Origin of the sequence: Crossiella sp. CA198 (assembly GCF_052078295.1) — a bacterium.
Taxonomy (GTDB): Bacteria; Actinomycetota; Actinomycetes; order Mycobacteriales; family Pseudonocardiaceae; genus Crossiella.
Genome location: NZ_JBQJIM010000028.1, coordinates 1 through 22,904, shown reverse-complemented (window position 1 = coordinate 22,904; position 22,904 = coordinate 1). Strand labels below are relative to the sequence as shown.

Sequence of the window (22,904 nt, the reverse complement as noted above, 5' to 3'; positions counted from 1 at the left end):
AACTCAGTACACGCAGCGAACCCCGTTGGCGGTGATCGGCTCGTCCACCTCGACCGGCTGCCGCCGGGCGCCGGGCGGGCCGACCGCCCCATCCAAACGCACCGCCCCGGCCCCGCCCAACCGCGCAGGTGGCGAACCCGGCGGCGGCCCGGAGGATGGTGGCGCGGAGGACGGCGGCGGCTGGGGCGAGGCTGGCGGTTCCGGCTTGGTCAGCCCGGCCACGAAGGCCCGCACCTGGTCCCGGTCGACCGTGATGACGCTCTGCCCACGTTCGTTGCGGGCGCCAACGCCGGTGACCGGGATGGTGCGGAACTCCACGTTGCCGCCGGCCAGCCCCTGCATCTGCTGGGCGAACTGCAACGGGTCCCAGCCCGAGTCCATCACGATCGACTTCTTCGCCGCCGCCATCAGCGCGCTCAGTTTGCCAGGGTTGGTCAGCGTGCCGGAGGAGAGGATCTTGCTCACCACCGCGGCCATGAACGCCTGCTGGCGCACGATCCGGTCCAGGTCGCTGCGCGGCAACCCGTTGCGCTGCCGGACGAAGGCCAGCGCGTCGCCGCCGGAGATGGTCTGCGGCCCGGCCCGGAAACTCGCGCCGGAGTCCGGATCGCTGGTGGAGCGGCGCAGGCACACGTCCACCCCGCCGACCGCCTCGGTCAGCAGGTAGAAGCCGTACAGGTTGACCTCGGCGTAGCGGTCGATGCGCAGCCCGGTCAGCTCCTGCACGGTCAGCGCCAGCGCCAGCCGCCCCGCCTGGTGACCTTCCTTGTCCAGCCGGGCGTGCTCGGTGACGCCCTCGGCCCGGAGCTGGTCGATCTTGCGGTTCTTGCCCCGGGTGTAGGCGGAGTTGATCTTCTCCTCGCCGATGCCGGGCACCGTGGTGTAGGTGTCCCTCGGGATGGAGAAGGCGGTGGCCTTGCGGCCGTCGTCGGGCACCCGCAGCACGATGATGGTGTCGGTGTTCACCCCGCCGTCGTTGGCCTCGGTGCGCAGCTGCTTCAACACCTTGGCTGGCAACGGATTGCCCTCGGCGTCGGTGCGGCTGTCACTGCCAACCAGCAGGATGTCGGTGGCGCCGTCCTTGGCCTCCGGCGCGTTCGGCGCCTGGCCCAGTTCGTCGATCAGGTTGGTGGTGGTGACGTTGTCCTCGATGCGCGAGACCGTGGCCCAGCTGATCCCGGTCGCGGTGAGCACCGCCACCGAGAGCACCGCGGCCACGGTGCGCACGGAGACCAGGCCCGCGGTCTTCCACCGGCTGCGCCTGCGCGGCACGGGCACTGGCTCGGCGCCGTCCAGCGGCGCCCACTTCTGTTGTGGCCCAACGGCGACGGCGGCGACCGCGGCGTCCGTGCCGACCGGCTCGGCCGCCGGTTCGGCGGCACCCGCGACCGGCTCGGCCGCCCGCTCATCGGCGTCGTCGACCTGCCCCGCCACCGCGTTGTCGGCAACCTGCCCGGCTGCCGTGTCCTCGGTCCCGGCGGCCTGCCTGGCCGCCGCATCCACACTCGCCGTGGTGGCCCGCCCGGCCACCTCGGTGTCGTGGTCCTGCTCGGCGGCCCGCCCGGCCGCCGCGTCGGTATCCATGTCCCCGGCCGACGCCTGCGCGCCGTCCTGGTTCGGACGTGGTTTCTGCTCCTCCACGTCCCTGCCTCCCTGTTGAACGTGCTGGATTTCCCCCGGTCACCAGCCTAGTTCACGCAGGTGACACCGTCCGCCGTGATCGGTTGCTGACCCGGCGCGGCGGCCGGGGCGACCGAGTCCACCCCATCGAGTGAAACGGGACCCCTGGCGGTGAACCCGCGGGCGCCGGGGCCCTTGTAGTCCTTGCCGAGGTAGACCTCGACGGTGCCCGCGGTCACCTTGGCGTTCTCCTCCACGGCGACCCCGCCCAGCGCCTCGGACACCTTGTCCGCGAGCGACTTCTCGCCCTTGGCGTAGCGCACCACGGTCTTCGGCCTGGCAGGCGCGTTGTCGCTCTTGCCCTTGGCGAATCCCTTGGCCGCCAGCGCGTCCTGCACCTTGGTGGCCAGTCCGGTGGTGGTCGTGGTGTTGAACACGTCGACCTTGGCGCCCGCCGAGTCGTTGCCGCCGTTGTTCCCACTGCCGGCCTGGGTGCTGGTGGGCGCGGCCGGGCTGCCGGTGATGAGCTGCTTGGCGAAGTCCTTGACCTTGGAGGGGTTGACGCTGAACGCATCCTGCCCGTCCGAGGTCTTGATCGACTCACCCAGCGGCATGGTCTCGAAGCTGATCCGCCCACCCGCCATGCCCTGCATCTGCTGGGCGAAGGCGATCACGTCCCAGTCCTTGTCCAGCACGATGGACTTCTTCAGCGCCTCGAACAGGTTGCTCAGCTTGGTGGGGTCGGTCAGCGTGCCGCCGGAGAGGATCTTCTTGGCCAGCCCCGCCATGAACACCTGCTGGCGCACCACCCGGTCCAGGTCGCCGCGCGGCAGGCCGTAGCGCTGGCGCACGAAGGCCAGCGCGTCGCCACCGGAGATGCTCTGCGGGCCCGCCTTGAAGTTCGCGCCGGACTTCTCTTCCTTGGTGGCCTTGGTCAGGCACACGTCCACGCCGCCGACGGCCTTGGTGATCTCGTAGAAGCCGAGCAGGTTGACCTCGGCGTAGTGGTCGATCTCCACCCCTGACAGGTTCTCCAGGGTCTTGATCAGCACCTTGGAGCCCTCGGTGTTGGCGTCGCGTTCCTGCTCGGGCTTGCTCTTGCTGCTGTTGCGCAGCTGCCTGAGCGCGGCGTTGCGGCCGAAGGCGTAGGCCGAGTTGACCTTGTTCTTGCCGTGTCCCGGCACGTCGACATAGGAGTCGCGCGGGAAGGACATCGCGCTGGCCTTGCTGCCGTCGTTGGGGATCCGGATCAGGATCAGCGAGTCGGTCAGGTGGCCCTCGTTGTCGCCGGCACGCAGCTCCTGCAGGATCTGCTTGGGCAGCGGGTTGCCCTGCGCGTCGACCCGGGAGTCGTTGCCCACCAGCAGGATGTCCGTTGCCCCGTCGGCCGCGATCTCACCCTGCTGCTTCTTGCCGATCACGTCGTTCTTGGTGAGCCCGCCGTCGAGGTTGCCGAGCATGCCGTAGGCGACCCCGGAGGCCAGCAGCACGGTGGCCGAGCTGACCGCGAGCACGATCTTGGCCACCCGCATCGCCTGCCGCTTGCCCTGCTCCTGGGCGGACAGCTTCGGCTGCCCGGGCGTGCGTGCCTTGGTGGTGACGGCGGCGGCGTTGGCACGGGTCCGCTCGGTGGGCTTCCGCTCGGTGGGCTTCCGCTCGGTGGGCTTCCGCTCGGTGGGCCGCGGTCTGGCCTGCTCGCGCGGTGCCGGACGGCCGCCTCCCCGACTTGCCGCGCCAGGGTCCGGGGCGGGACGCCGCCGGTCGCCCTGGCCAGCTGGCGGTGCGGGGCGGCGCGGGCGACCCTGGGGGTCACCGGGCCGCTGGGGCCGGTCGTCCAACTCCGTTCTCCTCCCGGTCGATCGGACCAGATTATCTGGGGTCTGGCACCGCGTTCGCGGTTGCCGACATAACGTGGACGCATCAGAGGGTTTGCTGGTTGCTGCTCGTGACAGACTGCGACCGGATCGGCACGAGATCACGCGGCAGGGTTCAGGGGAGGATACGGATGCGGGTACTGGTCACAGGCGGTGCCGGGTTCATCGGCTCGCACTACGTCCGTCAGTTGCTGGGTGGCGCGTACCCGGCCTTCGCCGAGGCGGAGGTGACGGTGCTGGACAAACTCACCTACGCGGGCACCAGGACCAACCTCGAACCGGTGGCCGACAACCCCCGGCTGACCTTCGTCGAAGGCGATATCTGCGATCCGGAGCTGGTGCGCAAGCTCATGTCCGGCCAGGACGTGGTGGTGCACTTCGCGGCCGAATCGCACGTGGACCGCTCCATCCTGGGCGCGGCCGACTTCGTGCTGACCAACGTGCTGGGCACGCAGACCCTGCTGCAGGGCGCGCTGGAGGCCAATGTCGGCCGATTCGTGCACGTCAGCACCGATGAGGTGTACGGCTCCATCGAGTCCGGCTCGTGGACCGAGGAGCACATCCTGGAGCCCAACTCGCCGTACTCGGCGTCCAAGGCCAGCTCGGACCTGCTGGCCCGCTCCTACTTCCGCACCCACGGACTGCCGGTCTGCGTGACCCGCTGCTCGAACAACTACGGGCCGTACCAGTTCCCGGAGAAGGTCATCCCGCTGTTCGTGACCAATCTCATCGACGGCAAGACCGTGCCGCTCTACGGCGACGGCCTCAACATCCGGGACTGGCTGCACGTGGACGACCACTGCCGGGGCATCCAGCTGGTCGCCGAGGGCGGCCGGGCGGGTGAGATCTACAACATCGGCGGCGGCACCGAGCTGACCAACAAGGAACTGACCGGGCTGCTGCTGGAGGCCACCGGCAAGGACTGGGGCAGTGTGACTCCGGTCACCGACCGCAAGGGCCACGACCGGCGCTACTCGGTGGACATCACCAAGATCAGCACCGAACTGGGTTACGCGCCGCGGGTGCCGTTCACCGAGGGCCTGGCCCAGACGGTGAAGTGGTACCGGGACAACCGCACCTGGTGGGAGGCGCTCAAGCAGCGCGCCGAGCTGGCCAAGGGCTGAGCCGGTGCCTGGACTGGGACTGCTCGTCACCGGCGGCCGCGGTCAGCTCGGCACCGACCTGGCCGCTCTCGCGTCCACAAAGGACGGTTGGCTGACGCACGCGCCCGGCTCGGCCGAACTGGACGTCAGCGAGGCGGACGCGGTCGAGGACGCGGTGCACGGGATCGCCTGCGCGGCCAGGGACGCCGGCCTGCGCCCGGTGGTGATCAGCGCGGGCGCCTACACCGCGGTGGACGCCGCCGAGACCGACGAGGACCGGGCGCTGGCGATCAACGGCACCGGCGCCGGGCTGCTCGCCAAGGCCTGTGCGGCAAGGGATGTGCCGCTGATCCACCTCTCCACCGACTACGTCTTCCCCGGCGACGGCACCCGGCCGTACGAGCCGGGCGACGCCACCGGACCACGTTCGGCCTACGGGCGGACCAAGCTGGCCGGGGAACGCGCGGTGCTGGACTCGGGCGCCCTGGCCTATGTGGTGCGCACCCAGTGGGTGTACGGCTCCACCGGCAAGAACTTCGTGCGCACCATGGTCCGGCTGGAGTCCAGCCGGGACACACTGTCCGTTGTGGACGATCAGGTGGGCTGCCCGACCTGGACCGTGGACCTGGCCTCCGGCCTGCTGGACCTGGCCGTGCTGGCCACCGGTCCGAACCCGCCGGAGCAGCGGCTGCTGCACTGCGCTGGCGGCGGGGAGACCACCTGGTACCGGTTCACCCAGGCCATCTTCACCGAGCTGGGCGCGGATCCCGACCGGGTCAAACCGTGCACCTCGGCCGATTTCCCCAGCCCGGTCAAGCGCCCGCCGTACTCGGTGCTCTCGCCGAAGTCCTGGGAGTCGGCCGGACTGACCCCGCTGCGCCCCTGGCGCGAGGCGCTGACCGCCGCCTTCGCCGAGCAGGGCGAGCGGTTCCGCACGGCCTGAGCACGCCGCGACACCCGCCGCACGTCCGGCGGGTGTCGTAGCCGGGGCGTACGGCGGGTGTCGACCGGGGTCGGGGACCGGGTCGGGGGTTGGCCCGATGTCCGTGAGCCGCCACCCGATGACGCTGGGGGCATGGCGAAATCCGGGGCGCAGCGGGCGCGGAACCTGTTGGTGTGGCTGCATGTGGTGAGTTCGGTCGGCTGGATGTCGCTGGCGCTGACCTTGTTCGCGCTGGTGACCTACGGCATCGGCGTCGAGGATCCCGGACTGCGGCTGGCCGCGTTCCGGATGGCCGAGGTGCTGGATCTGCGGGTGCTGCAGATCCTGGCGGAGACCTCGGCGTTCACCGGGTTCATGCTCTCCGCGCTGACGCCATGGGGCTACTTCCGGCACTGGTGGGTGCTGATCAAGTTCGCGATCACCCTGCTGCAGCTCTACATCGGCATCTTCATCCTCAGCGCCAACCTGCACGACTCGGTGCTGGCCGCGGCCTCCGGCGGGCGCGGACCGGCGGTGTGGCTGGCGGTGGCCTCGGCCTTCATGGTGGGCGGGATCGCTTTCCAGGCCTGGCTTTCGGTGGCCAAACCGGGCAAGCGCACGCCCTGGACGCCGCCGGGCAAGCAGGCCACCGCGCCGGTCCGGCACGTCTACGCGGCCAGCGCGGTGCCACCGGTGGCCTACCTGGCCGGGCAGTTCCTGCCCTGGGCGACGCCGTTGCTGATGCTGGTGGTGGTGCTCTGGTACTCGATCCGGCGCGGGGTTCGACTCCGGGCACTGGCCCGGTGAGCCACGAGGGGCCCGACCGGCGCCCCTGGGGGTCAGGCGCCGGCCGGGCTGGTCAGATGGTCGGCGGGAACACGCCCGCGCGGCCCAGCAGCGCGGGTACGGGCTTGCCGAGGCGCTGGGCCAGCCAGCCCGCCGTGTCGGCCACCGCGATCATGTCCACGCCGGTTGCGATACCCATTCGTTCCAGTGCGTAAACCACGTCTTCGGTGGCGATGTTGCCGGCCGCACCTGGGGCAAACCGGCAACCCCCGAAGCCACCAGCGGAAACGTCCACCACCCTGACCCCGGCCTCCACCGCGGCGATCGCGTTGGCATACCCGGTGTTGCGGGTGTTGTGGAAGTGGCAGCGCAGCCGGATCCCCGGCGCGGCCGCGCGCACCTCGGTGATCATCGCGCGCACCTGGTCCGGGGTGGCCACGCCGAGGGTGTCGGCCAGGGACAGTTCGGCGGGGCCGGTGTCGGCCACTTTCGCGGCCAGTTCGACCACCGCGGCCCTGGGCACCTCGCCGGCGTACGGGCAGCCGAAGGCCACCGCGATGCCCACCGAGACCGGCACCCCGGCCGCCAGTCCGGCCTTGGTCACCTCGGCCAGTTCGGCGAGCAGCTGGTCCTGGGAGCGCTTTTCCTGCCGTTGCGCGAAATCCTCGGTGGCAGGCAGCACGAACTGGGCCTCGTCCAGGTAGGCCGCCGCCTGCTGCAGGGCCGCCCGGTCCGGCACCAGCGCGCCGTAGCGCAGGCCGGGCAGCCGGGGCAGCGCGCTGAGCACCTGCTCGGCCGCCGGGGAGAACGGCGGGCAGAACGAGGCCGCCTCGATCCGCCGCAATCCGGCCGCGGCCAGGCATTCCACCAGCTCGATGGTGTCCACCGCGGACAGCGCGAGGCCGCCGCCGGCCAGGCCGTCCCGCGGTGCGATCTCGACCAGCTCAACAGCGTCCACAGACGGCTCCATGTATACAAAGCAAACGTTCGAGCGGAGCATCCAGGCGCTGACAACTTGTGTCAAGTCGCTGCATCGCTCTAGTTTGCATACAAAATGATGCAGCTTGCATTTCGGAGCGTGATCAATGGCGCTGGCGGCGGAGAAGGCGTACCAAACCCTGCGCGCGGGCATCCTGGACGGCACCCATCAGCCAGCTCAGCGCCTGGCCGAGGTCGAGCTGGCCGAGGGCCTCGGCCTGTCCCGCACCCCCGTCCGGGAGGCGTTGCGGCGGCTGGAGGTCGAGGGCCTGGTCGAGCTGGAGCCGCACCGCGGCGCGCGGGTGGCCCAGTGGACCCGCGCCGACGTGGAGGAGCTGTACGACCTGCGGATGCTGCTGGAGTCCTTCGTGGCCGCCCGCGCCGCGACCAGGATCGGCCAGGGCGCGCTGGCCCGGCTGGCCCAGCTCCGCGACATCATGGCCGCCGCGGCGACCGCGGGCGCGGCGCAGGACCTGACCAGGGTGGCCGAGGCCAACTGCGAGTTCCACACCATCATCGGCGCGGCCGCGGCCAGTCCCCGGGTGCTGACCATGCTGACCACGGTGATCGAGATGCCGCTGGTGCTGCGCACCTTCCACGACTACCAGCCCGCCGAGCTGGCCCGCAGCCTCTCCCACCACCGTGAGCTGGTGGACGCGCTGACCGAGCGGGATCCGGACTGGGCGGAGGCGGTGATGCGGGCGCATGTGCTGGCCGCGAAACGGGTTCTGCTCCGGGTGTATACCAGGTAGACCGGCGTGGGATGGCGGCGGAAGTCCTTGCGCGGCAGGCGCGTAGGGTCCTCTAGGGTCCTGGGACAAGGATGGCGACAGGGTGGGGCACAGGGAGAACTCGGTGGGGGGCTTTCGACTCGGGGTCGACGTCGGAGACACGTTCACCGACGTCCTGCTGGTCGACGAGCGCACCGGCGCGGCCTTCCGCGCCAAGACCCCGACCACCCCGCACAACCTCGCGGTGGCCGTGCTCAACGGCATCCGGGACACCTGCCGCGCGGCCGGGGTCGACCCGAAGCTGATCGGGCACGTGCTGCACGGCGGTTCGGTGGCCAGCAACGCGATCCTGCAGGGCAGCGGCGCGAGGGTCGGCCTGGTCACCACCAGCGGCTTCCGCCAGGTGCTGCAACTGGCCCGCAGTTACGCCGCCGAACCGCTGGCCCGCCCGGAGGACACCGTCGAGGTGATCGAGCGGATCGGCCCGGACGGTTCGGTGCTGCTGCCGCTGGACACCGGCGCGGCCCGGATCGCGTTGCGCCGCCTGCGCGCGGCCAGGGTGGAGGCGCTGACCATCTCGCTGCTCAACGCCGGGGTCAACGACCGGCACGAGCGGCTGCTGGGCAGGCTGGCCGCCGAGGAGCTGCCAGGGGTGCCGGTGTCGCTGTCCGCGCACGTGCTCACCGAGCCGCGCGAGTACGAGCGCACGGTCTCCGCGGTGGTCAACAGCTACCTGCGTCCGCAGGCGAGCCGGGCGGTCCGGGACCTGGAGACCGCGCTGGCCGCGGCCGGGATCACCGCGCGGATCTCGGTGCTGCGCAACGACGGCCGCGTCACCGCCGCCGGGCACGCCGCGGAACGCCCGATCGCCGCGGTCTCCTCCGGCCGGGCAGGCGGTTTGCTCGGGGCCGCGCACTTCGCCGGGCTGGCCGGGTTCACCGACTTCCTCAGCCTGGACCTGGGTGGCAGCTCCGCCGATGTCGCGCTGGTGCGGGACGGGCGCCCGCGGATCGACCGCCAGACCGCGGTCGGCGACCTGACCCTGCGCGCCACCGGCGTTGACGTGCATACGGTTGCCCTCGGCGGCGGTTCGCTGGTCCGGGTCTCCAAGAGCACCATGGAACTGCGCATCGGCCCGGCCTCGGCAGGCGCGCTGCCCGGCCCGATCTCCTACCGCAACGGCGGCACCAAACCCACCGTCACCGACGTCAACCTGGCCCTGGGCTACCTGCCGGAAGCCATCGCGGGCGGCCGGATCCGCCTCGACCTGGAAGGCGGCCGCAAAGCAGTGGCCGCCCTCGCCGACGCCCTCGCCCTGCCCACCCCCGAACGCGCCGCGGGCGAAGTCCTGGCCCTGGTCAACGACAAACTCTTCCGGGCCCTGCGCCTGGTCAGCGTCCGCAACGGCCACGACCCCAAGGACTTCCCCCTGGTCGTCTTCGGCGGCGCGGGCCCCCTGCACGCCAACGCCCTGGCCAGAATCACCGGCACCTGGCCAGTAATCGTTCCCCCCTCCCCAGGCACCCTCGCCGCCTACGGCCTGGCAGCCACCGAACCCAGCGAAGAGGTAGTGGCACCCCCCGGCCTCACCGGCGCAGGCCCAGTCCGCCTACGCGCGGTACTGGCCGACCTGGTCCACTCCGCAGGCGACCGCCTGGCCGCCAGGGGAGTGCCACGCACAGAACTACAAGCCCAGGCCGACATAACCCTGCAACTCCCCGGCGGCCGCACCACCGAACTACTGGCCAACCTGGACAACTCAGTGCTGAGCGCCGAAGACCCACGCAAAGCCCTGGGCATCGAACCAGAAGCCGAAATCCTCGACCTACGAGTGATCGTCCGCGGCCCCCGCCCCCCACTGCTCACCCACGAGCCCCTACCCGGCCGCAAGAACCCGATCCCAGACGCACTCCTGCGCACCAAAAAGATCATGGTCGACTCAACCCTAGTAGCGGCAGACGTCTACGACCGAACCAAGTTGTTGGCAGGCAACATAGTCAGCGGCCCAGCCCTGATCGTTGAACCAGACTCAACCACCCTGGTCCAACCAGGACACGCAGCCAAAGTCCACCCCAGCGGCTGCCTGTTGATCAACCCCGAGTAACCAACGCAACCACCACAACTTGTTGCGAAAAGGCGTGGCGCGCAGCGACACGGCGAGCCTTTAACCAGTGGCGGGGTGCCGATTTTTCGCGTTGCCTTGTCGTGCGTCCGACACATCCGAAGCTTGCTTCGCGTGTGGCGGATGCGCGACGAGGCGACTAAGAGCGAAAAATCCAGCGTGCGGAGCACGCCAATCGATACAGCCTCGCTGACCGGGCTCGAACCGGTGACTACTCGGTCCTGAGAGCCGAGCGCTCTACCACTGAGCTACAGCGAGTCGGACTTTCCACAGTGGCACAGGACTACTCGGTCGCGCCAGAACTTCGCCCGATCGGCCGCCCGCTGAAGAATCCGGACCGGCGCAGCACCTGTGCCCAGGCCGGATCGGCGATGCTGACCCCGTGCACCAGTTCCGGGGTCGGGGTGAACTCGGCGACTCCGTCGGCCGGCCGGGGGGCGGTCCAGCCGGACAGGCGCGGGTCCAGGCCGACCCGGGCGCAGACCTCCTCGACCTTGGCCCGGCCGCATTCCACGTGTCCGTCCAGCACGTCCCAGGGCAGTGGCAGGCCGGCCCAGACCGCGGTGTCGGGGGACAGGTCGGCGCCTGCCGCGTGCCACTGCACCAGGTCGGCGGCCATCAGTCGCATCGCCTTGCCGGGGCAGGCGATCTCCAGCAGTCGTTCGGTGCCGGTGGCGGCCAGGCAGGACAGCCAGGCCGCGCGGGCGGCGTTGTAGCCCTGGGCGAGCAGGTTCCAGGTGCTGGAATCGTTGCCTCGGCGCACAACCATCCGCACGCGATCAAAGCCGCCGGTGCGCCACATCCGTCCCAGCAGGGTCGCGGCCTGGTGCATCACCGCTGACCAGCGGCCCAGCAGTTCGCCGCGCTGGGCGTCGTCGAGCCGGTAGAGCACCTCCTGGCTGGGCAGTACGAGTGCGATCATCGCCCAGTCGGTCGCCGTCCCGCGTTCGCAGCGGGCCAGCAGCGCGTCGGCGATCTGGTCGAACGGGTTTGCCCGCCCGGCCAGGGAGAACTCGCGGCGCAGGTTGCGGCGGGCGGTGTAGTAGGCGATGAAGCAGGCCGCGTCCTCATCGGCGCGGAAGCGGGCGAAGTCCAGTTGTCCGGCGAACCCGGAGCGGCCCAGCATCACCAGTCGCCGCTTGAACTGCTCGTGTTCGAGTTGTTTCGCCTTGGCCGCCAGCCGGTGCAGCGCGCGCCAGCGCCGGTTGTACTGCCGCGCGGTGATCTCCATCCCGGCCCGCTGGCGTTCCTGCCGGTCCAGCCGGTGGGCCAGGAAGTCGGCGTGGTCGGTGTGCCAGCCCACGGTCTCGCCGAGGGAGTTGGCCACCGCGCGCAGGGCCTGCGGGTCGTCCGGGTTGACCGCGGGTGGTTCGGGCAGGCCGAAGACCTTGGCCGCGCAGGCCAGTTGCGCGGTGCCGCCGACCGGGCGGGCGAAGTCCTCCGGCATGGAGGAGAAGTAGCCGTTGCCCCGGCCCTTGGCCGCGGCGACCCCGAGTAACGCGGACTCCGCCGCGGTGAGCTTGCCGCCGAGCGCCTGGAGCACCAGTTCGGCGACGTCCTCGGGACGGTGCCGTTCGTCGAGGGAGGCGTGCAGCTCCTTGAGCGCCGACTCGGCTTCCTCGCCTGGGGTCATGACCTCCATGCTGGCAGCATCACGTCGCGCTCACGAGGACTTTCCCGTGCCTGGAACGCGTTTGGAGCAACGGGTTACTCCGTCGTGACAGCTCTGTCACACGCGCCTTGGCAACGCCGCGGTCAGCGCCTGCCCGCCGCCTGCCGGTAGGCCGCCACGGTCTCCTCGGCACAGCGCCGCCAGGTGAACTCCGAGGCGTGCGCCCGCCGTTTGGCCAGGGTGTCCGCTGACACGCCATCGTCCAATGTGGACGACAGGGCCGCGGTGAGCGCTTCCACGTCGCCGAACGGGACCAGGGTGGCCAGTCCGCCCGCCACCTCGCGCAGCGCGGGCACGTCCGAGCACACCACCGGCACGCCGCAGGCCATGGCCTCCAGCACCGGCAGGCCGAAGCCCTCGTCCCGGGACGGCAGCACCAGCAGCGCGGCCCCCGCGACCACCCGGCGCAGGTCCAGCTCGGAGAGGTACCCGGTGCGGATCACCCGGCCATCGGTTCCGTCCACGGTGTCCGTGCCTGGCCCGGCCAGCACCAGCGGCGGCAGTTCCGGATCGGCCGCGTGCGCGGCGACCAGGCTGGCCAGGCCCTTGCGCGGGCCTTCGGCGCCGACGAAGAGCAGGTACTGCTCGGGCAGCCCGAGCCGTCGCCGCAGGTTCTCACTGGGCGCCCTGGCCACGAACCAGGCCGGGTCCACGCCCAGCGGGGTGACCTTGATCCGTTCCTTGGACACGCCGAGGCGTTCGCTGACCGTCTCGGCCACCGCGTGCGTCGGCGTGCACACCACGTCGGCGCGCTTGGCCGAGCGCCGGACCAGTTCGGGCAGGTCGGACTCGCTGGCCGGGATCTCCGCGGGCGCGTCCAGGAAGGCCAGGTCATGGATGGTGAGCACACTGCCTGCGCGCAGCGAGGGCGGCAGCACGAAGTTGGTCGCGTGCACCACGTCGGTGAACCCGGCGAAGACCTCGATCGGCGGCAGCGGCGAGCGCAGCCAGGCCGCGCGCAGCAGCCGGGCTGGCACCGGCAGGCCGCGGGCGCGCACCCCGTGCGGCACGGCCGAGCGCAGCGCCCGCCAGCCGCGCAGGGTGAAGGCCACCGCGCGAACGTCCACAGTGGACATCGAGGCGAGTTCCTCGGCCAGTGCGGCGGTGTACCGGCCGACCCCGGTCCGGTCCCCGAGCAGCGGGTTGCCGTCCAGCAGCACCCGGAGCGGCTTCACGTCAGCGTTTCCTCTCACTGGCTTCTCTCGTCCCCGCCGCGCAGCCGGTCCTTGGCCAGCCGCGCCAGTCGCCCACCGGCCCGCCGGGCGACCTCGCCCGCGCCACCGGCGTTGAGGTACTCCCGGAACAGGCCAAGGTCCCGGCGCAGTCGCTGGCTGGAGTTGAGCGGGGGTGTCCTGGTCAGCGGGGAGCTGGCGGAGAGCCGATCGGCGGCCGGGCGCGGGTTGCGGCAGAACTCCACCAGCGGCGCCAGCGCGTTCTCCCAGGTGAACTCGTCCCGGATGGCGGCGATCCGGTCCCGGCAGGCCGCGGCGAACTCGGTGTCGTAGAGCACCAGGTCCAGCGCCTCGGCCAGTTCCGCCGGGTCCTCGGCCGGGACGACCAGGCCAAGGCCCTCAGCGCGGACCAGGTCGGCGAAGGAATCGCCGTCGGTGGTCACGATGGGCAGTCCGGCCCACAGGTAGTCCAAAACCCTGGTGCGGAAGGCGAAGGTGGTCTCCACGTGCTCGAAGTGCGTGGTGACCCCGCAGTCGGCGTCCAGCAGGAAGTTCTGCCGCTGGTGGTAGGGCACCCAGCTCTCGTTGAAGAACACGTGCCGGTTGACCAGGCCGAGCTGGTGCGCCAGTCGCCGGGTCTCCGCGGTGATGCCCATCTCCGGCACGTCCGGGTTCGGATGGCGCATGCCGAGGAAGAACAGCCGGAGGTCATCGCGCTTGTGCCGCAACAGATCCACCGACTGGATCAGGGTCAGCGGGTCGAACCAGCTGTACACGCCACCGGCCCACAGCACGACCTTGTCGGACTCGCCGATGCCGGGCGCGACGCCGCGGATACCGCGGCCGTTGCGCTCCGGCGGCTTGCCGGGCAGGCCGAAGGGGGCCACCGCGAGCAGGGACTGCACGGTCGGGTCGGCGTCGTAGAGCGCGGGGGTGAGCCTGCCCAGCGCCATCAGGTTGCCCAGCCAGAAGTGCCGCTGGCGTTCGGAGGCGCAGAGGAAGAAGTCACCGCGCTGGAGCTGGGCGTTGAGCACCTTGGTGACGCCGATGACGTCCTTGGCCCGGCGCTCGTCGTCGTTGTCCTTGCTCTGTTCCAGCAGTTCCAGGTGCATCGGGTCGTAGACGTCGCAGACCACGATCTTGGTGGAGTCCTTGCGCTTCAGCGAGGGCACCAGTTCCAGCACGTGGCCCTGCAGCACCACCACGTCGGCCCAGTCCACGTGCTGCGGCAGATCCCGTTGCGGCGCCTGCACAACCGCGAACGGCGCGGGCGGCGGCGCGAAGGACTTGTTGATGCTGACCAGCCGGACCTCGTGCTCGCCTGCGAGGGTCAGCGCCATGTTCCAGGCCCGGATCGCCGGTCCGGCCATCCGCTCGGCCACCACATCGCCGGTGATCACCAGGATCCGCCGCGGCCGCCCGAACACCTCATCCAGACCGAAGGCCTTGACCAGCACCTCGTGTGCGGCCAGGTAGCGCGGCAGCGGGTAGGCGGGCTCCATCGCCTTGCGCATCAACGGAAGCAGGTCGTGATCGGTGCACCTCCTGGCGGCCTGTTCCTCGGCCCGCGAGGGGCCGAGCGAGGGCAGCAGCTCCACGAACTGGTCGATCGCCAGGAACCCGGCCAGGGTCTCCCGGGAGATCTCGACGGGTGCGTCGTCCTCGGCCCGGTCGGCCGGGCGGCGAGTGATCTCCAGCTGGGTCGGGTCCAGTTCGCCGCGGGCGGTGGAGCGGCGCACGGCCAGGGCCAGCGCGGCGGGCAGCACCTTGGCCAGCGAGGCGTCGGAGAGGTTCTTGTAGAGCATCGCCAGCGCGTTGCGCTCCAGCAGGTAGTGCTCGCGGGCGGAGTGCACGCCGGACATGGAGGCGTGGTGCCGGTGGTAGGTCAGCGAGCCGGGCTCGTAGCGCACCCGCCAGCCGCGCAGGTTGAGCCGCCAGCCGAGGTCCACGTCCTCGTAGAACATGAAGAAGCGCTCGTCGAAGCCGTGCAGCGCGCGGAACAGGTTGGCCCGCACGAACAGTGCCGACCCGGTGCCGAAGAGCACGTCGCGCGGGGCGTCGTGCGAGCCGTCGTCGGGTTCCCCGGCGTGCCGCTTGTAGCCCATGCCGAACCAGGTGAGCCCGCCGTCGACGAAGTCGATGGCCTTGCCATCCCAGTCCAGGACCTTGCTGGCCACCGCGCCCACGGTCGGCTCCGCGCGCAGCACCGCGACCGCGGCCCGCACCCACTGCGGATCCGGCCGGGCGTCGTTGTTGAGGAAGGCCAGCACCTCGCCGTGGGAGTGCTCGACGCCGAGGTTGCAGCCACCGGCGAAGCCCAGGTTGGCCGGGGCGCGTACCAGCATGACCCCGTCCGCCTCGGCCTCGATCCGCTCGGCCGAACCGTCGCCGGAGGCGTTGTCGACGCAGATCAGCTGGAGTCGTTCGGTCGGGTAGTCGAGCTGCTCGCGCAACGCCCGCAGGCAGGTGATGGTGTCCTCGGCGCCGCGGTAGTTGACCACCACCACCGACACCAGGGGCAACTCCGCCACGTCCCGACTCCTCCCCGCAGACTGCGCGAACTCGCTAAGCCTGCCTCATCCGATGTTGATCGTAGGTACGGCCCGCACCCAAAAGGTGTCAATCGCACCTAGACGAGCCTCACACTGTCTACCTACCCTAGACGCATGCCCGTGGACGAGACCCTGCTTGCCGCCACCCGCGCCGCCACCGAGCAGTGGCGGGCCGCCCAGCGCGCCACCGAGGCGGCCAAGGCCGAGTACCAGCGCTCGATCCGCCGCCTGCACCTCTCCGGCGCCTCGTTGCGCGAGATCGCCGACGCCCTGGACCTGAGCCACCAGCGGGTGCACCAGCTGGTCGAAGCGGCTGGCGGCGTCCCGGACTGGCGCCCCAGGAAGACCCCCTCCGGCCTCGCCTGCTCCTTCTGCGCCGCCCCGGAGGAGGAGTGCGGCCGCCTGGTCGCCGGGCCACAGATCTTCATCTGCGACAACTGCGTCAACCAGGCCCAACTAGTCCTCGCCGGCCACCCCAGCCGCCTCGACCAGGCCGCAGGCCGCTTCACCTGCTCCTTCTGCGCCAAACCCGCCACCGAGACCGGCCCACTGGCCACCGGCCCCGGCGTGCGGATCTGCGGCGGCTGCGCCAACTTCGCCGCCGAGGTGGTTGCCGCCACACTGGGCGGGTGAGCACGCACAACCGGATCAGCGGTCAGGTGTGGGCCAACCTGGTCGTGCAGGGCAGGGACATCACCGTGCAGCAGCCGGTGATCCCGTCCCAGGCCCTGTCCGGGGTGCCGCCCCAGCCGGTCTTCGTCGGCCGCGACCGGGAACTGGCCGAGCTGCTCGACGGCCTGCGCGCGGGCTCGGTCGTGGTCACCGGCCTGCCCGGCGTCGGCAAAACCGCCCTGGCCGTCCGCGCCGCACACGAGCTGCGCCCGGAGTTCCCCGGCGGCGTCCTGTTCCTCGACCTGCGCGGCTACGACACCCCGGTCACCCCGGAACAAGCCCTCACCGACCTGCTCACCGCCCTCGGCGAACCCGCCCCCACCGGCCAGGACGCCTGCGAACGCAGCTACCGCTCGGCTCTGGACCGCCACCAGCCCCTGCTCCTGGTCGCCGACAACGCGGGCACCGCCACCCAGGTCCAGCCCCTGCTCCCCGGCGGCACACACCGCCTCCTGGTCACCAGCCGCCACACCCTGGCCGACCTCGACGCCCGCCTGCTCGACCTGGCTGTGTTGCCGCCAGACCAGGCTGAGGCCCTGCTCGCGGAGCTGCTCCGCCAGGCCATCGGCGACGACTCCCGCCTAGGTCCGGAACTCGCTGACCTGGCCCGGCTGTGCGGCTACCTGCCCCTGGCGTTGCGCATCACCGCCGCCGACCTCGCCGCCCACCCCGGTCAGCCACTCTCGGCCCGCGTCCAGGCGCTGGCCGATGAGCGAGAACTGCTGTCCGAGCTGGAGTTCGGCCAGGAGTTGGCGGTCCGCGCGTCTTTTGACCTGTCCTATCGGCAGTTGCCGCCCGAGCAGGCCCGGATGTTCCGGCTGCTGCCGGTCAATCCTGGCGAGCAGGTCAGCACCGAGGCCGCAGCGGCCATCGCCGACCTGTCCGAGCCCGCGGCACGGCGGCTGTTGTCCGAGCTGGCTCGCGCGCACCTGATCGAACAGGGCTCACGCTGGGACCGGTGGCGGCTGCACGACCTGCTCGCCGCGTACGCCGCCGAACTGGCGGAAGAGGAGCGCGGACCGGCGATGGGCCGCATGGTCGAGTACTACGGCTCGGTGGCCGAGCAGGCCAATGAGCACGTGATGTCCAGGGACACTCCGCCGGACAACCGATTCGCCACGCTCGCGGAGGCGGTGGACTGGCTTGACCTGGAGTACCGCACCCTGCTCGAACTGGCCCATCTCGCCCGCGCCTACCAGGAGCACGGCCTGGTGCTACTGGTGACCACCACGCTGACCACCTACCTCTCCCTGCGGCGCCGGATCGCCGACCACGTCGAGCTGGCCGGGCTGGCACTGGAGGCGGCGACCGCGCTCGCCGACCCGTATCTGGGGTACCTGGCCGGGGTGGAACGCGCCGAGGCCCTGCTCAGCGCCGGAGAAGTGGCGGAGGCGGTGCGCTGCGCCGAGCACGCGGTCACCGCCGCTGAGCAGACCGACGACCCGTGGCTCGCGGTCAAGGCGCGAAACACGCTCGGGGCAGCACTGCACCGGGCCGGTGACTTCGCGGTGCAACTGGAATGCCATGGGCGGCAACTCGAACTCAGCCGCGAACTCGGACAGCCCGGTGGCGTCGCGGACGCCCTCGACGGTCTTGGCCGCGCCCACCTCGGGCTCGGCCGGGTGGACGAGGGGCTGGCGCTGGTCGCCGAGTCAGTGCGGTTCTGCGGTCAGCTCGGGCAACGGGGGCCGGAGGCGGCTGGGTGGTTCCGCCTCGCCGGGGACCTCCAGCGGCTCGGCCGGGCGGCCGAGGCCGCCGGGTGCCTGCGCCGTTACGTCGAGTTGAGCCGGGGACTGGGCAGCCGGACCAACCTGGCCATCGGCCTGGCCCGGCTGGCCGCCGTAGCAGCCGGGCTGGGCCGCCACGCCGAGGCCATCGAGTGCTGCCGGGAAGCAGCGGAACTGGGCGAGCAGGTAGCGGATGACAGCGTGGCCGGGCAGGCGCTCGGATTGCTCGGTTCGCTGCTGGCCGAAGCCGGACAACCGGAAGCAGCCCGGGAGTGCCGATTGCGGGCGCTGGCGATCGTGGAACGGCACCACGAGCCCACATTCCGCACACTGGCCGAGATGCTGCGCACCAGCCTCGGCTAAGCCCGCCCCGCCCAGTCGTGCCACAGCACCTTCCGGTTCCCGTTCACCCCACGCCGCTCCCGCAACGTCGCGGGCAACCGCCGCAACACCTCCCCGAGCACCCCGACCCGTAACCCCACCCGGAAATTCGGCGCCCCGGAAGAATCCTTGCGCACCAACAACTTCACCGTGAGCAGCCAGAACCGCAGCAACTGCCACCCCGCCACCACCGCGGGCGCGCAGCGCAACAGCATCAGCAACCGGTTGCGCTCATTCCACCGGTGGAACCGCGGCGACCCCGGCATCGAACTCGCCCCGTGCCGGTGCCACACCACCGCCGAGGGCACGCTCACCACCCGCCACCCGGCCAGCCGCAGCCGCCACGAGGTGTCGGTGTCCTCGTAGTAGCAGAAGAAGTCGCCCGGCACGCCGCCCACCGAGCGCAGCACCTCGGTGCGCAACAGGGCCGCGCCGCCGCAGAAGCCGAACGGCTCGCCGACCTCGGTGCGGTCCGCGCCGTGGCCATCCGCGGTCAGCCGGACGCCCAGGGACTGCACCACCCCCGCCTCGGTCACCAGGCGGGAGCTGGCGGCGGCGGCCTTGGGGTCGGCGTCCAGGGCCGATTCCAGGGCGGCCAGCCAGCGGGGTTCGGGGGCGGCGTCGTCGTTGAGCCAGGCCATGTAGGGCGTGTCGACGATGGAGAGGGCGGATTCCAGCGCGCCGGCGTAGCCCGCGTTCTCGTCCAGGCGGAGGATGGTGCCGGCCATCGGGTGCTCGGCCAGTAACTGGGCGGTGCCGTCGTCGCTGGCGTTGTCCACGATGATCGTCCACAGTGGACGGTTTTGCGCGGACAGGGCGTCCAGGCAGTCCACGATGTGGTCCCGGCCGCGCCAGGTGACGACGACGACCGTCGTGCGGGGCTGCTGCGACATGCGGTGGACGTTAATGCGTCGGCCACGTGGCAGGCTGACCGGATGCCCGAGCTAGTCGTGCTCACCGAACAGCTGCTCGCGCCCGTCCCCGGCGGCACCGGCCGCTACACCAGGGAGCTGGCCGCGGCGCTGGCGGTGACCGCGCCGGCCGGCTGGGAGGTGACCGGGGTGATCGCCCGGCATCCCGATCCGGCCGCGGCGGTGATCCCGGGGGTGCTCGGGCCCCGGATGCTGCCGTTGCCGCGGCGGGCGCTGACGCTGGCCTGGCAGTACGGACTGCCGCTGTGGCCGGGCGGGGACTCGGTGCACGCGCCGACCCCGCTGGCCCCGGCCGCCCCGCGTCGCGGCCGCGGACTGGTGGTCACCGTGCACGACACCGTGCCGTGGACGCATCCGGAGACCCTCACCCGCCGCGGCGTGGCCTGGCACCGGTCGGTGATCGGCCGGGCGGTGCGCCGGGCGGACGCGCTGGTGGTGCCCACCGCGGCGGTGGAGACCGAACTGGCCCGGTTCGTGCCGGGACCGGCCAGGGTGCACGTGGTGGGGGAGGGGGTGGCGAGCGTGCTCACCGAGGCCATCCCGGCTGATTCGGCCACCACGATCCTCCGGCGGCTGGGGTTGCCGGAGCGGTACGTGCTGGCCGTCGGCACCGTGGAACCACGCAAGGGCATCGACGTGCTGATCGAGGCGATGGCCCGGCCGGACGCGCCCGAGTTGCCGTTGGTGCTGGTCGGACCGCCCGGCTGGGGCGGGGTGTCGGTGGGCGAGCTGGCCCGGCGGCACGGGCTGGCGGCGGAGCGGCTGGTCGTGCTCGGGCGGATCAGCGACCGGGAGCTGTCCGTGGTGCTCGGCCGGGCCACCGTGCTGGCCGCGCCCAGCCGGGCCGAGGGCTTCGGGCTGCCGGTGCTGGAGGCGATGGCCGCCGGGGTGCCGGTGGTGCACTCGGACGCGCCCGCGCTGGCCGAGGTCGCCGGGGGAGCCGGGATCACCGTGCCGCGCGGCGACGCCACGGCGCTGGCGGCGGCGTTGCGGCAGGTCACCGGCGATCCGCGGCGGGCGGCCACGATGGTGGCAGCGGGCAGGCGGCGGGCCGGGCGGTACAGCTGGCGAGCCGCGGCCGAGGCGGTCTGGCGGGTGCACGTTGGGCTGTACCGGCGTCCCACTCGTGGGTGATCAAGGGCACGGTGACCAGCCGCTAAACCTGAGAAGTTCGCATTCCAGCAATGCGTTGTTCGGGCTGGCCTTAGTCTGCATGGGTGGCACAAGCAGAACCCAGCGTGTTGATCGACGCGACGGCCGTCCCGGCGGACCGTGGTGGCGTCGGTCGGTACGTGGATTCGCTGGTCGCCGCGCTGGACGCGGACGGGGCCCTGATCAGCGTGGTCTGCCAGCCCAGGGACGCCGAGCTGTACCACCAGATGGCCCCTGGCTCCCGGATCGTGGTCGCAACCGAGTCGGTGGCCACCCGCACCGCCCGGCTCACCTGGGAACAGAGCAGCCTGCCGGTGCTGGCCAGGCGACTCGCGGTGCAGGTCGTGCACTCCCCGCACTACACCCTGCCGCTGGTCAACCCGGTCGCCTCGGTGGTCACCCTGCACGACGCCACCTTCTTCACCGACTCCGCGCTGCACTCCCCGGTCAAGTCCCGGTTCTTCCGCGGCTGGACCAGGGCCTCGCTGCGCCGCGCTGAGGTCTGCGTGGTGCCGTCCAAGGCCACCGCGACCGAGCTGGTGCGGGTCGCGGGCGCGGACCGGCGGGTGCTGCAGGTCGCCCCGCACGGGGTGGACACCGACCGCTTCCACCCGCCGGCGCCGGAGGAGGTGGCCGCGGTCCGCGCCGAACTGGACCTGGCCGACACCCCGTACGTGGCCTTCCTGGGCGCGCTGGAACCACGCAAGAACGTGCCCGCGCTGATCCGCGGCTTCGCCAGGGCCTGCCGTGGCCGGGCCAACCCGCCCGCGCTGGTGCTGGCCGGCCAGCCCGGCTGGGACACCCATGTGGAACGCGCGCTGGACTCGGTGCCGCACCGGCTGCGGGTCATCCGGGCCGGGTATGTGCCGTTCGAGCGCCTCTCCGGCCTGCTCGGCGGGGCTGACCTGGTCGCCTACCCGAGCCTCGGCGAGGGTTTCGGGCTGCCCGTGCTGGAGGCGATGGCCTGCGGCGCGTGCGTGCTGACCACCCGGCGGCTGAGCCTGCCCGAGGTCGGCGGCGACGCGGTCGCCTACTGTGGGGTCGGCGCGGGCGACATCGCCGCCGCGGTGGCCGAACTGCTGGACGACCCGGCCCGGCGCGCCGGACTGGCCACCGCCGCCCAGCAACGGGCGAAGGACTTCTCCTGGCAGGTCAGCGCGGTCAAACACCGCGAGGCCTACGCCAGGGCGGACGTGCTGCACCGCCGAGGCCGCTGAGACGGCAGAATGTCTCGGCGTGGCCGAGCAGAAGCAGTACGGAGATCGCCTCGCCGTCATCACCGTGACCTACTCGCCCGGCAAGACGCTGGAGCGGTTCCTGGACACCCTGGACGAGGCGAGCAGCCAGTCACCCGTGACCGTCGTGCTGGCCGACAACGGCTCGGTGGACGGCGCGCCCGAGCAGGCCGCGGCCGAGCGGGAGCACGTCCAGCTGCTGGTCATCGGCGAGAACGTCGGCTACGGCACCGCGGCCAACCGCGGCGTGGTCCAGCTCCCGGACGACTACGGCTGGGTCGTGGTCGCCAACCCGGACCTGGAATGGGGCCCCGGCTCCCTGGACACCCTGCTGGATGCCGCCAAGCGCTGGCCCCGGGCGGGCGCCTTCGGCCCCCTGATCCGCGAACCCAACGGCGAGGTCTACCCCTCGGCCCGCCTGGTCCCGTCCCTGGGCCGCGGCGTGGGCCACGCCCTGTTCAGCAAGATCTGGCCGGGCAACCCGTGGACCCGGGCCTACCGCCAGGAGGGCCGCGCCGTCGGTGAACGCCCGGCGGGCTGGCTGTCCGGCTCCTGCCTGCTGCTGCGCCGCGAGGCCTTCGACTCCATCCACGGCTTCGACCCCCGGTACTTCATGTTCTTCGAGGACGTCGACCTGGGCGACCGCCTGGGCAAGGCAGGCTGGCTGAACGTCTACGTCCCAGCGGCCGAGGTCATGCACATCGGCGGCGTCTCCACAGCCAAGGTCAAACCCAAAATGCTGGCCGCCCACCACGACAGCGCCTACCGCTTCCTCGCCGACCGCAACCCCGGCCCCCTCAACGCCCCCCTCCGCCTGGCCATCAAACTCGGCCTGTCCCTCCGCCTCAAACTCGAAACCCGAGGCACCCCCAACACATAAGACGCACCGAGTGTTGGCCGTTGTCGTACACCGAGTTGGCCGTTATGGACGCCGAGTTGGCCGTTGTCGTACGGCACGTTGGCCGTTGTTGTACGCCGTAGGCACTGCGGTCGGGCGAAGCCCGGGACAGGCGGCCGGGGTGGCTTTTCGAAAACTTTCCCCGAGCGGTTCCCCATCCCCGTCAGCCTGGAGAGGACACACCGCATCCCGGGCAGCGGCCCTGCAACACAATCCGCTGCCCGGCGAACCCAGCGCGACCGGGCCGCTGCCCGGGATGTGGTTTGGTATCGGAGGGCTGACGAGGATGGGGAACCGCACACGAGCACTGCTCTTCGCTCTTCAGCTCTTCCCCCTATCCTTTGATTCCTGCCCGTCCGCTGGTGTTTTAACCCG

17 protein-coding genes and 1 tRNA gene are annotated in these 22,904 nt (G+C 71.5%); 10 read left to right on the top strand and 8 right to left on the bottom strand.

Features of this window, described 5'->3' with window-relative positions:
* Positions 1 to 3: 3 nt before the first annotated feature.
* The gene (locus tag ACTOWY_RS36575; RefSeq protein ID WP_441314164.1) at positions 4 to 1,641 is read right to left on the bottom strand and encodes an LCP family protein; all 1,638 of its coding nucleotides are present in this window, start codon (positions 1,639 to 1,641) and stop codon (positions 4 to 6) included.
* Positions 1,642 to 1,688: 47 nt separating this feature from the next.
* A complete protein-coding gene (locus ACTOWY_RS36570) occupies positions 1,689 to 3,458 on the bottom strand; it encodes an LCP family glycopolymer transferase (protein ID WP_441314163.1) in 1,770 nt (589 codons plus the stop codon).
* Positions 3,459 to 3,625: 167 nt separating this feature from the next.
* On the opposite strand from ACTOWY_RS36570, the gene rfbB reads away from it, so the two are divergent.
* The 3 genes from rfbB (at position 3,626) to ACTOWY_RS36555 (ending at position 6,326) form a co-directional block, all read left to right on the top strand.
* Positions 3,626 to 4,618 (top strand): dTDP-glucose 4,6-dehydratase, encoded by a 993-nt coding sequence (gene rfbB, locus ACTOWY_RS36565; protein ID WP_185001713.1) that lies wholly within the window; start codon positions 3,626 to 3,628, stop codon positions 4,616 to 4,618.
* A 4-nt stretch (positions 4,619 to 4,622) separates the two neighbouring features.
* Entirely contained in the window at positions 4,623 to 5,540 is a 918-nt protein-coding gene (gene rfbD, locus ACTOWY_RS36560) for a dTDP-4-dehydrorhamnose reductase (RefSeq protein WP_441314162.1), read from the top strand.
* A 132-nt stretch (positions 5,541 to 5,672) separates the two neighbouring features.
* Positions 5,673 to 6,326, top strand: a complete 654-nt coding sequence (locus tag ACTOWY_RS36555) for a hypothetical protein (RefSeq protein WP_441314161.1) — start codon at positions 5,673 to 5,675, stop codon at positions 6,324 to 6,326.
* Between the two features lie 52 nt (positions 6,327 to 6,378).
* On the opposite strand, the gene ACTOWY_RS36550 is transcribed toward ACTOWY_RS36555, so the two are convergent.
* Positions 6,379 to 7,263 (bottom strand): hydroxymethylglutaryl-CoA lyase, encoded by an 885-nt coding sequence (locus tag ACTOWY_RS36550; RefSeq protein WP_441314160.1) that lies wholly within the window; start codon positions 7,261 to 7,263, stop codon positions 6,379 to 6,381.
* Between the two features lie 127 nt (positions 7,264 to 7,390).
* Between ACTOWY_RS36550 and ACTOWY_RS36545 the strand changes: the two genes are divergently transcribed.
* The gene (locus tag ACTOWY_RS36545; protein WP_441314159.1) at positions 7,391 to 8,035 is read left to right on the top strand and encodes a GntR family transcriptional regulator; all 645 of its coding nucleotides are present in this window, start codon (positions 7,391 to 7,393) and stop codon (positions 8,033 to 8,035) included.
* A gap of 103 nt (positions 8,036 to 8,138) precedes the next feature.
* Entirely contained in the window at positions 8,139 to 10,118 is a 1,980-nt protein-coding gene (locus tag ACTOWY_RS36540) for a hydantoinase/oxoprolinase family protein (protein ID WP_441314158.1), read from the top strand.
* 202 nt (positions 10,119 to 10,320) lie between these two features.
* Here ACTOWY_RS36540 and ACTOWY_RS36535 read toward each other — a convergent pair.
* The 4 genes from ACTOWY_RS36535 to ACTOWY_RS36520 all read right to left on the bottom strand — a co-directional run bounded on the left by ACTOWY_RS36535 (position 10,321) and on the right by ACTOWY_RS36520 (position 15,511).
* Positions 10,321 to 10,394 (bottom strand) — tRNA-Glu (locus ACTOWY_RS36535).
* A gap of 25 nt (positions 10,395 to 10,419) precedes the next feature.
* Positions 10,420 to 11,769 (bottom strand): hypothetical protein, encoded by a 1,350-nt coding sequence (locus ACTOWY_RS36530; protein WP_441314157.1) that lies wholly within the window; start codon positions 11,767 to 11,769, stop codon positions 10,420 to 10,422.
* Between the two features lie 122 nt (positions 11,770 to 11,891).
* Entirely contained in the window at positions 11,892 to 12,983 is a 1,092-nt protein-coding gene (locus ACTOWY_RS36525; RefSeq protein ID WP_441314156.1) for a glycosyltransferase family 4 protein, read from the bottom strand.
* Positions 12,984 to 12,997: 14 nt separating this feature from the next.
* Positions 12,998 to 15,511 (bottom strand): glycosyltransferase, encoded by a 2,514-nt coding sequence (locus tag ACTOWY_RS36520; RefSeq protein ID WP_441314155.1) that lies wholly within the window; start codon positions 15,509 to 15,511, stop codon positions 12,998 to 13,000.
* A gap of 135 nt (positions 15,512 to 15,646) precedes the next feature.
* Between ACTOWY_RS36520 and ACTOWY_RS36515 the strand changes: the two genes are divergently transcribed.
* Positions 15,647 to 16,165, top strand: coding sequence for a ClpX C4-type zinc finger protein (locus tag ACTOWY_RS36515; protein WP_441314154.1), 519 nt, complete (start codon positions 15,647 to 15,649; stop codon positions 16,163 to 16,165).
* The gene (locus tag ACTOWY_RS36510) at positions 16,162 to 18,294 is read left to right on the top strand and encodes a tetratricopeptide repeat protein (RefSeq protein WP_441314153.1); all 2,133 of its coding nucleotides are present in this window, start codon (positions 16,162 to 16,164) and stop codon (positions 18,292 to 18,294) included. Before ACTOWY_RS36515 ends, ACTOWY_RS36510 begins: the two co-directional genes overlap by 4 nt.
* Here ACTOWY_RS36510 and ACTOWY_RS36505 read toward each other — a convergent pair.
* Complete coding sequence (locus tag ACTOWY_RS36505) at positions 18,291 to 19,205, bottom strand: glycosyltransferase family 2 protein (RefSeq protein WP_441314152.1); 915 nt, start codon at positions 19,203 to 19,205, stop codon at positions 18,291 to 18,293. The two genes, ACTOWY_RS36510 and ACTOWY_RS36505, sit on opposite strands and share 4 nt — an antisense overlap.
* 42 nt (positions 19,206 to 19,247) lie before the next feature.
* Here ACTOWY_RS36505 and ACTOWY_RS36500 point away from each other — a divergent pair, with 42 nt between their 5' ends.
* From ACTOWY_RS36500 to ACTOWY_RS36490, 3 genes are all read left to right on the top strand, one after another.
* On the top strand, positions 19,248 to 20,378 hold the full coding sequence (locus tag ACTOWY_RS36500) for a glycosyltransferase family 4 protein (protein ID WP_441314151.1): 1,131 nt from the start codon (positions 19,248 to 19,250) through the stop codon (positions 20,376 to 20,378).
* A gap of 104 nt (positions 20,379 to 20,482) precedes the next feature.
* Entirely contained in the window at positions 20,483 to 21,613 is a 1,131-nt protein-coding gene (locus tag ACTOWY_RS36495; protein ID WP_441314249.1) for a glycosyltransferase family 4 protein, read from the top strand.
* 19 nt (positions 21,614 to 21,632) lie between these two features.
* Complete coding sequence (locus tag ACTOWY_RS36490; protein ID WP_441314150.1) at positions 21,633 to 22,511, top strand: glycosyltransferase family 2 protein; 879 nt, start codon at positions 21,633 to 21,635, stop codon at positions 22,509 to 22,511.
* The last annotated feature ends 393 nt before the right edge of the window (positions 22,512 to 22,904 follow it).

What these genes read in the sequence shown, in the direction of transcription:
- rfbB (WP_185001713.1), top strand. Translation starts at nt 3,626, where the DNA reads ATGCGGGTACTGGTCACAGGCGGTGCCGGGTTCATCGGCTCGCACTAC.
- ACTOWY_RS36555 (WP_441314161.1), top strand. Translation starts at nt 5,673, where the DNA reads ATGGCGAAATCCGGGGCGCAGCGGGCGCGGAACCTGTTGGTGTGGCTG.
- ACTOWY_RS36545 (WP_441314159.1), top strand. Translation starts at nt 7,391, where the DNA reads ATGGCGCTGGCGGCGGAGAAGGCGTACCAAACCCTGCGCGCGGGCATC.
- ACTOWY_RS36530 (WP_441314157.1), bottom strand. Translation starts at nt 11,769, where the DNA reads ATGACCCCAGGCGAGGAAGCCGAGTCGGCGCTCAAGGAGCTGCACGCC.
- ACTOWY_RS36515 (WP_441314154.1), top strand. Translation starts at nt 15,647, where the DNA reads ATGCCCGTGGACGAGACCCTGCTTGCCGCCACCCGCGCCGCCACCGAG.
- ACTOWY_RS36505 (WP_441314152.1), bottom strand. Translation starts at nt 19,205, where the DNA reads ATGTCGCAGCAGCCCCGCACGACGGTCGTCGTCGTCACCTGGCGCGGC.
- ACTOWY_RS36500 (WP_441314151.1), top strand. Translation starts at nt 19,248, where the DNA reads ATGCCCGAGCTAGTCGTGCTCACCGAACAGCTGCTCGCGCCCGTCCCC.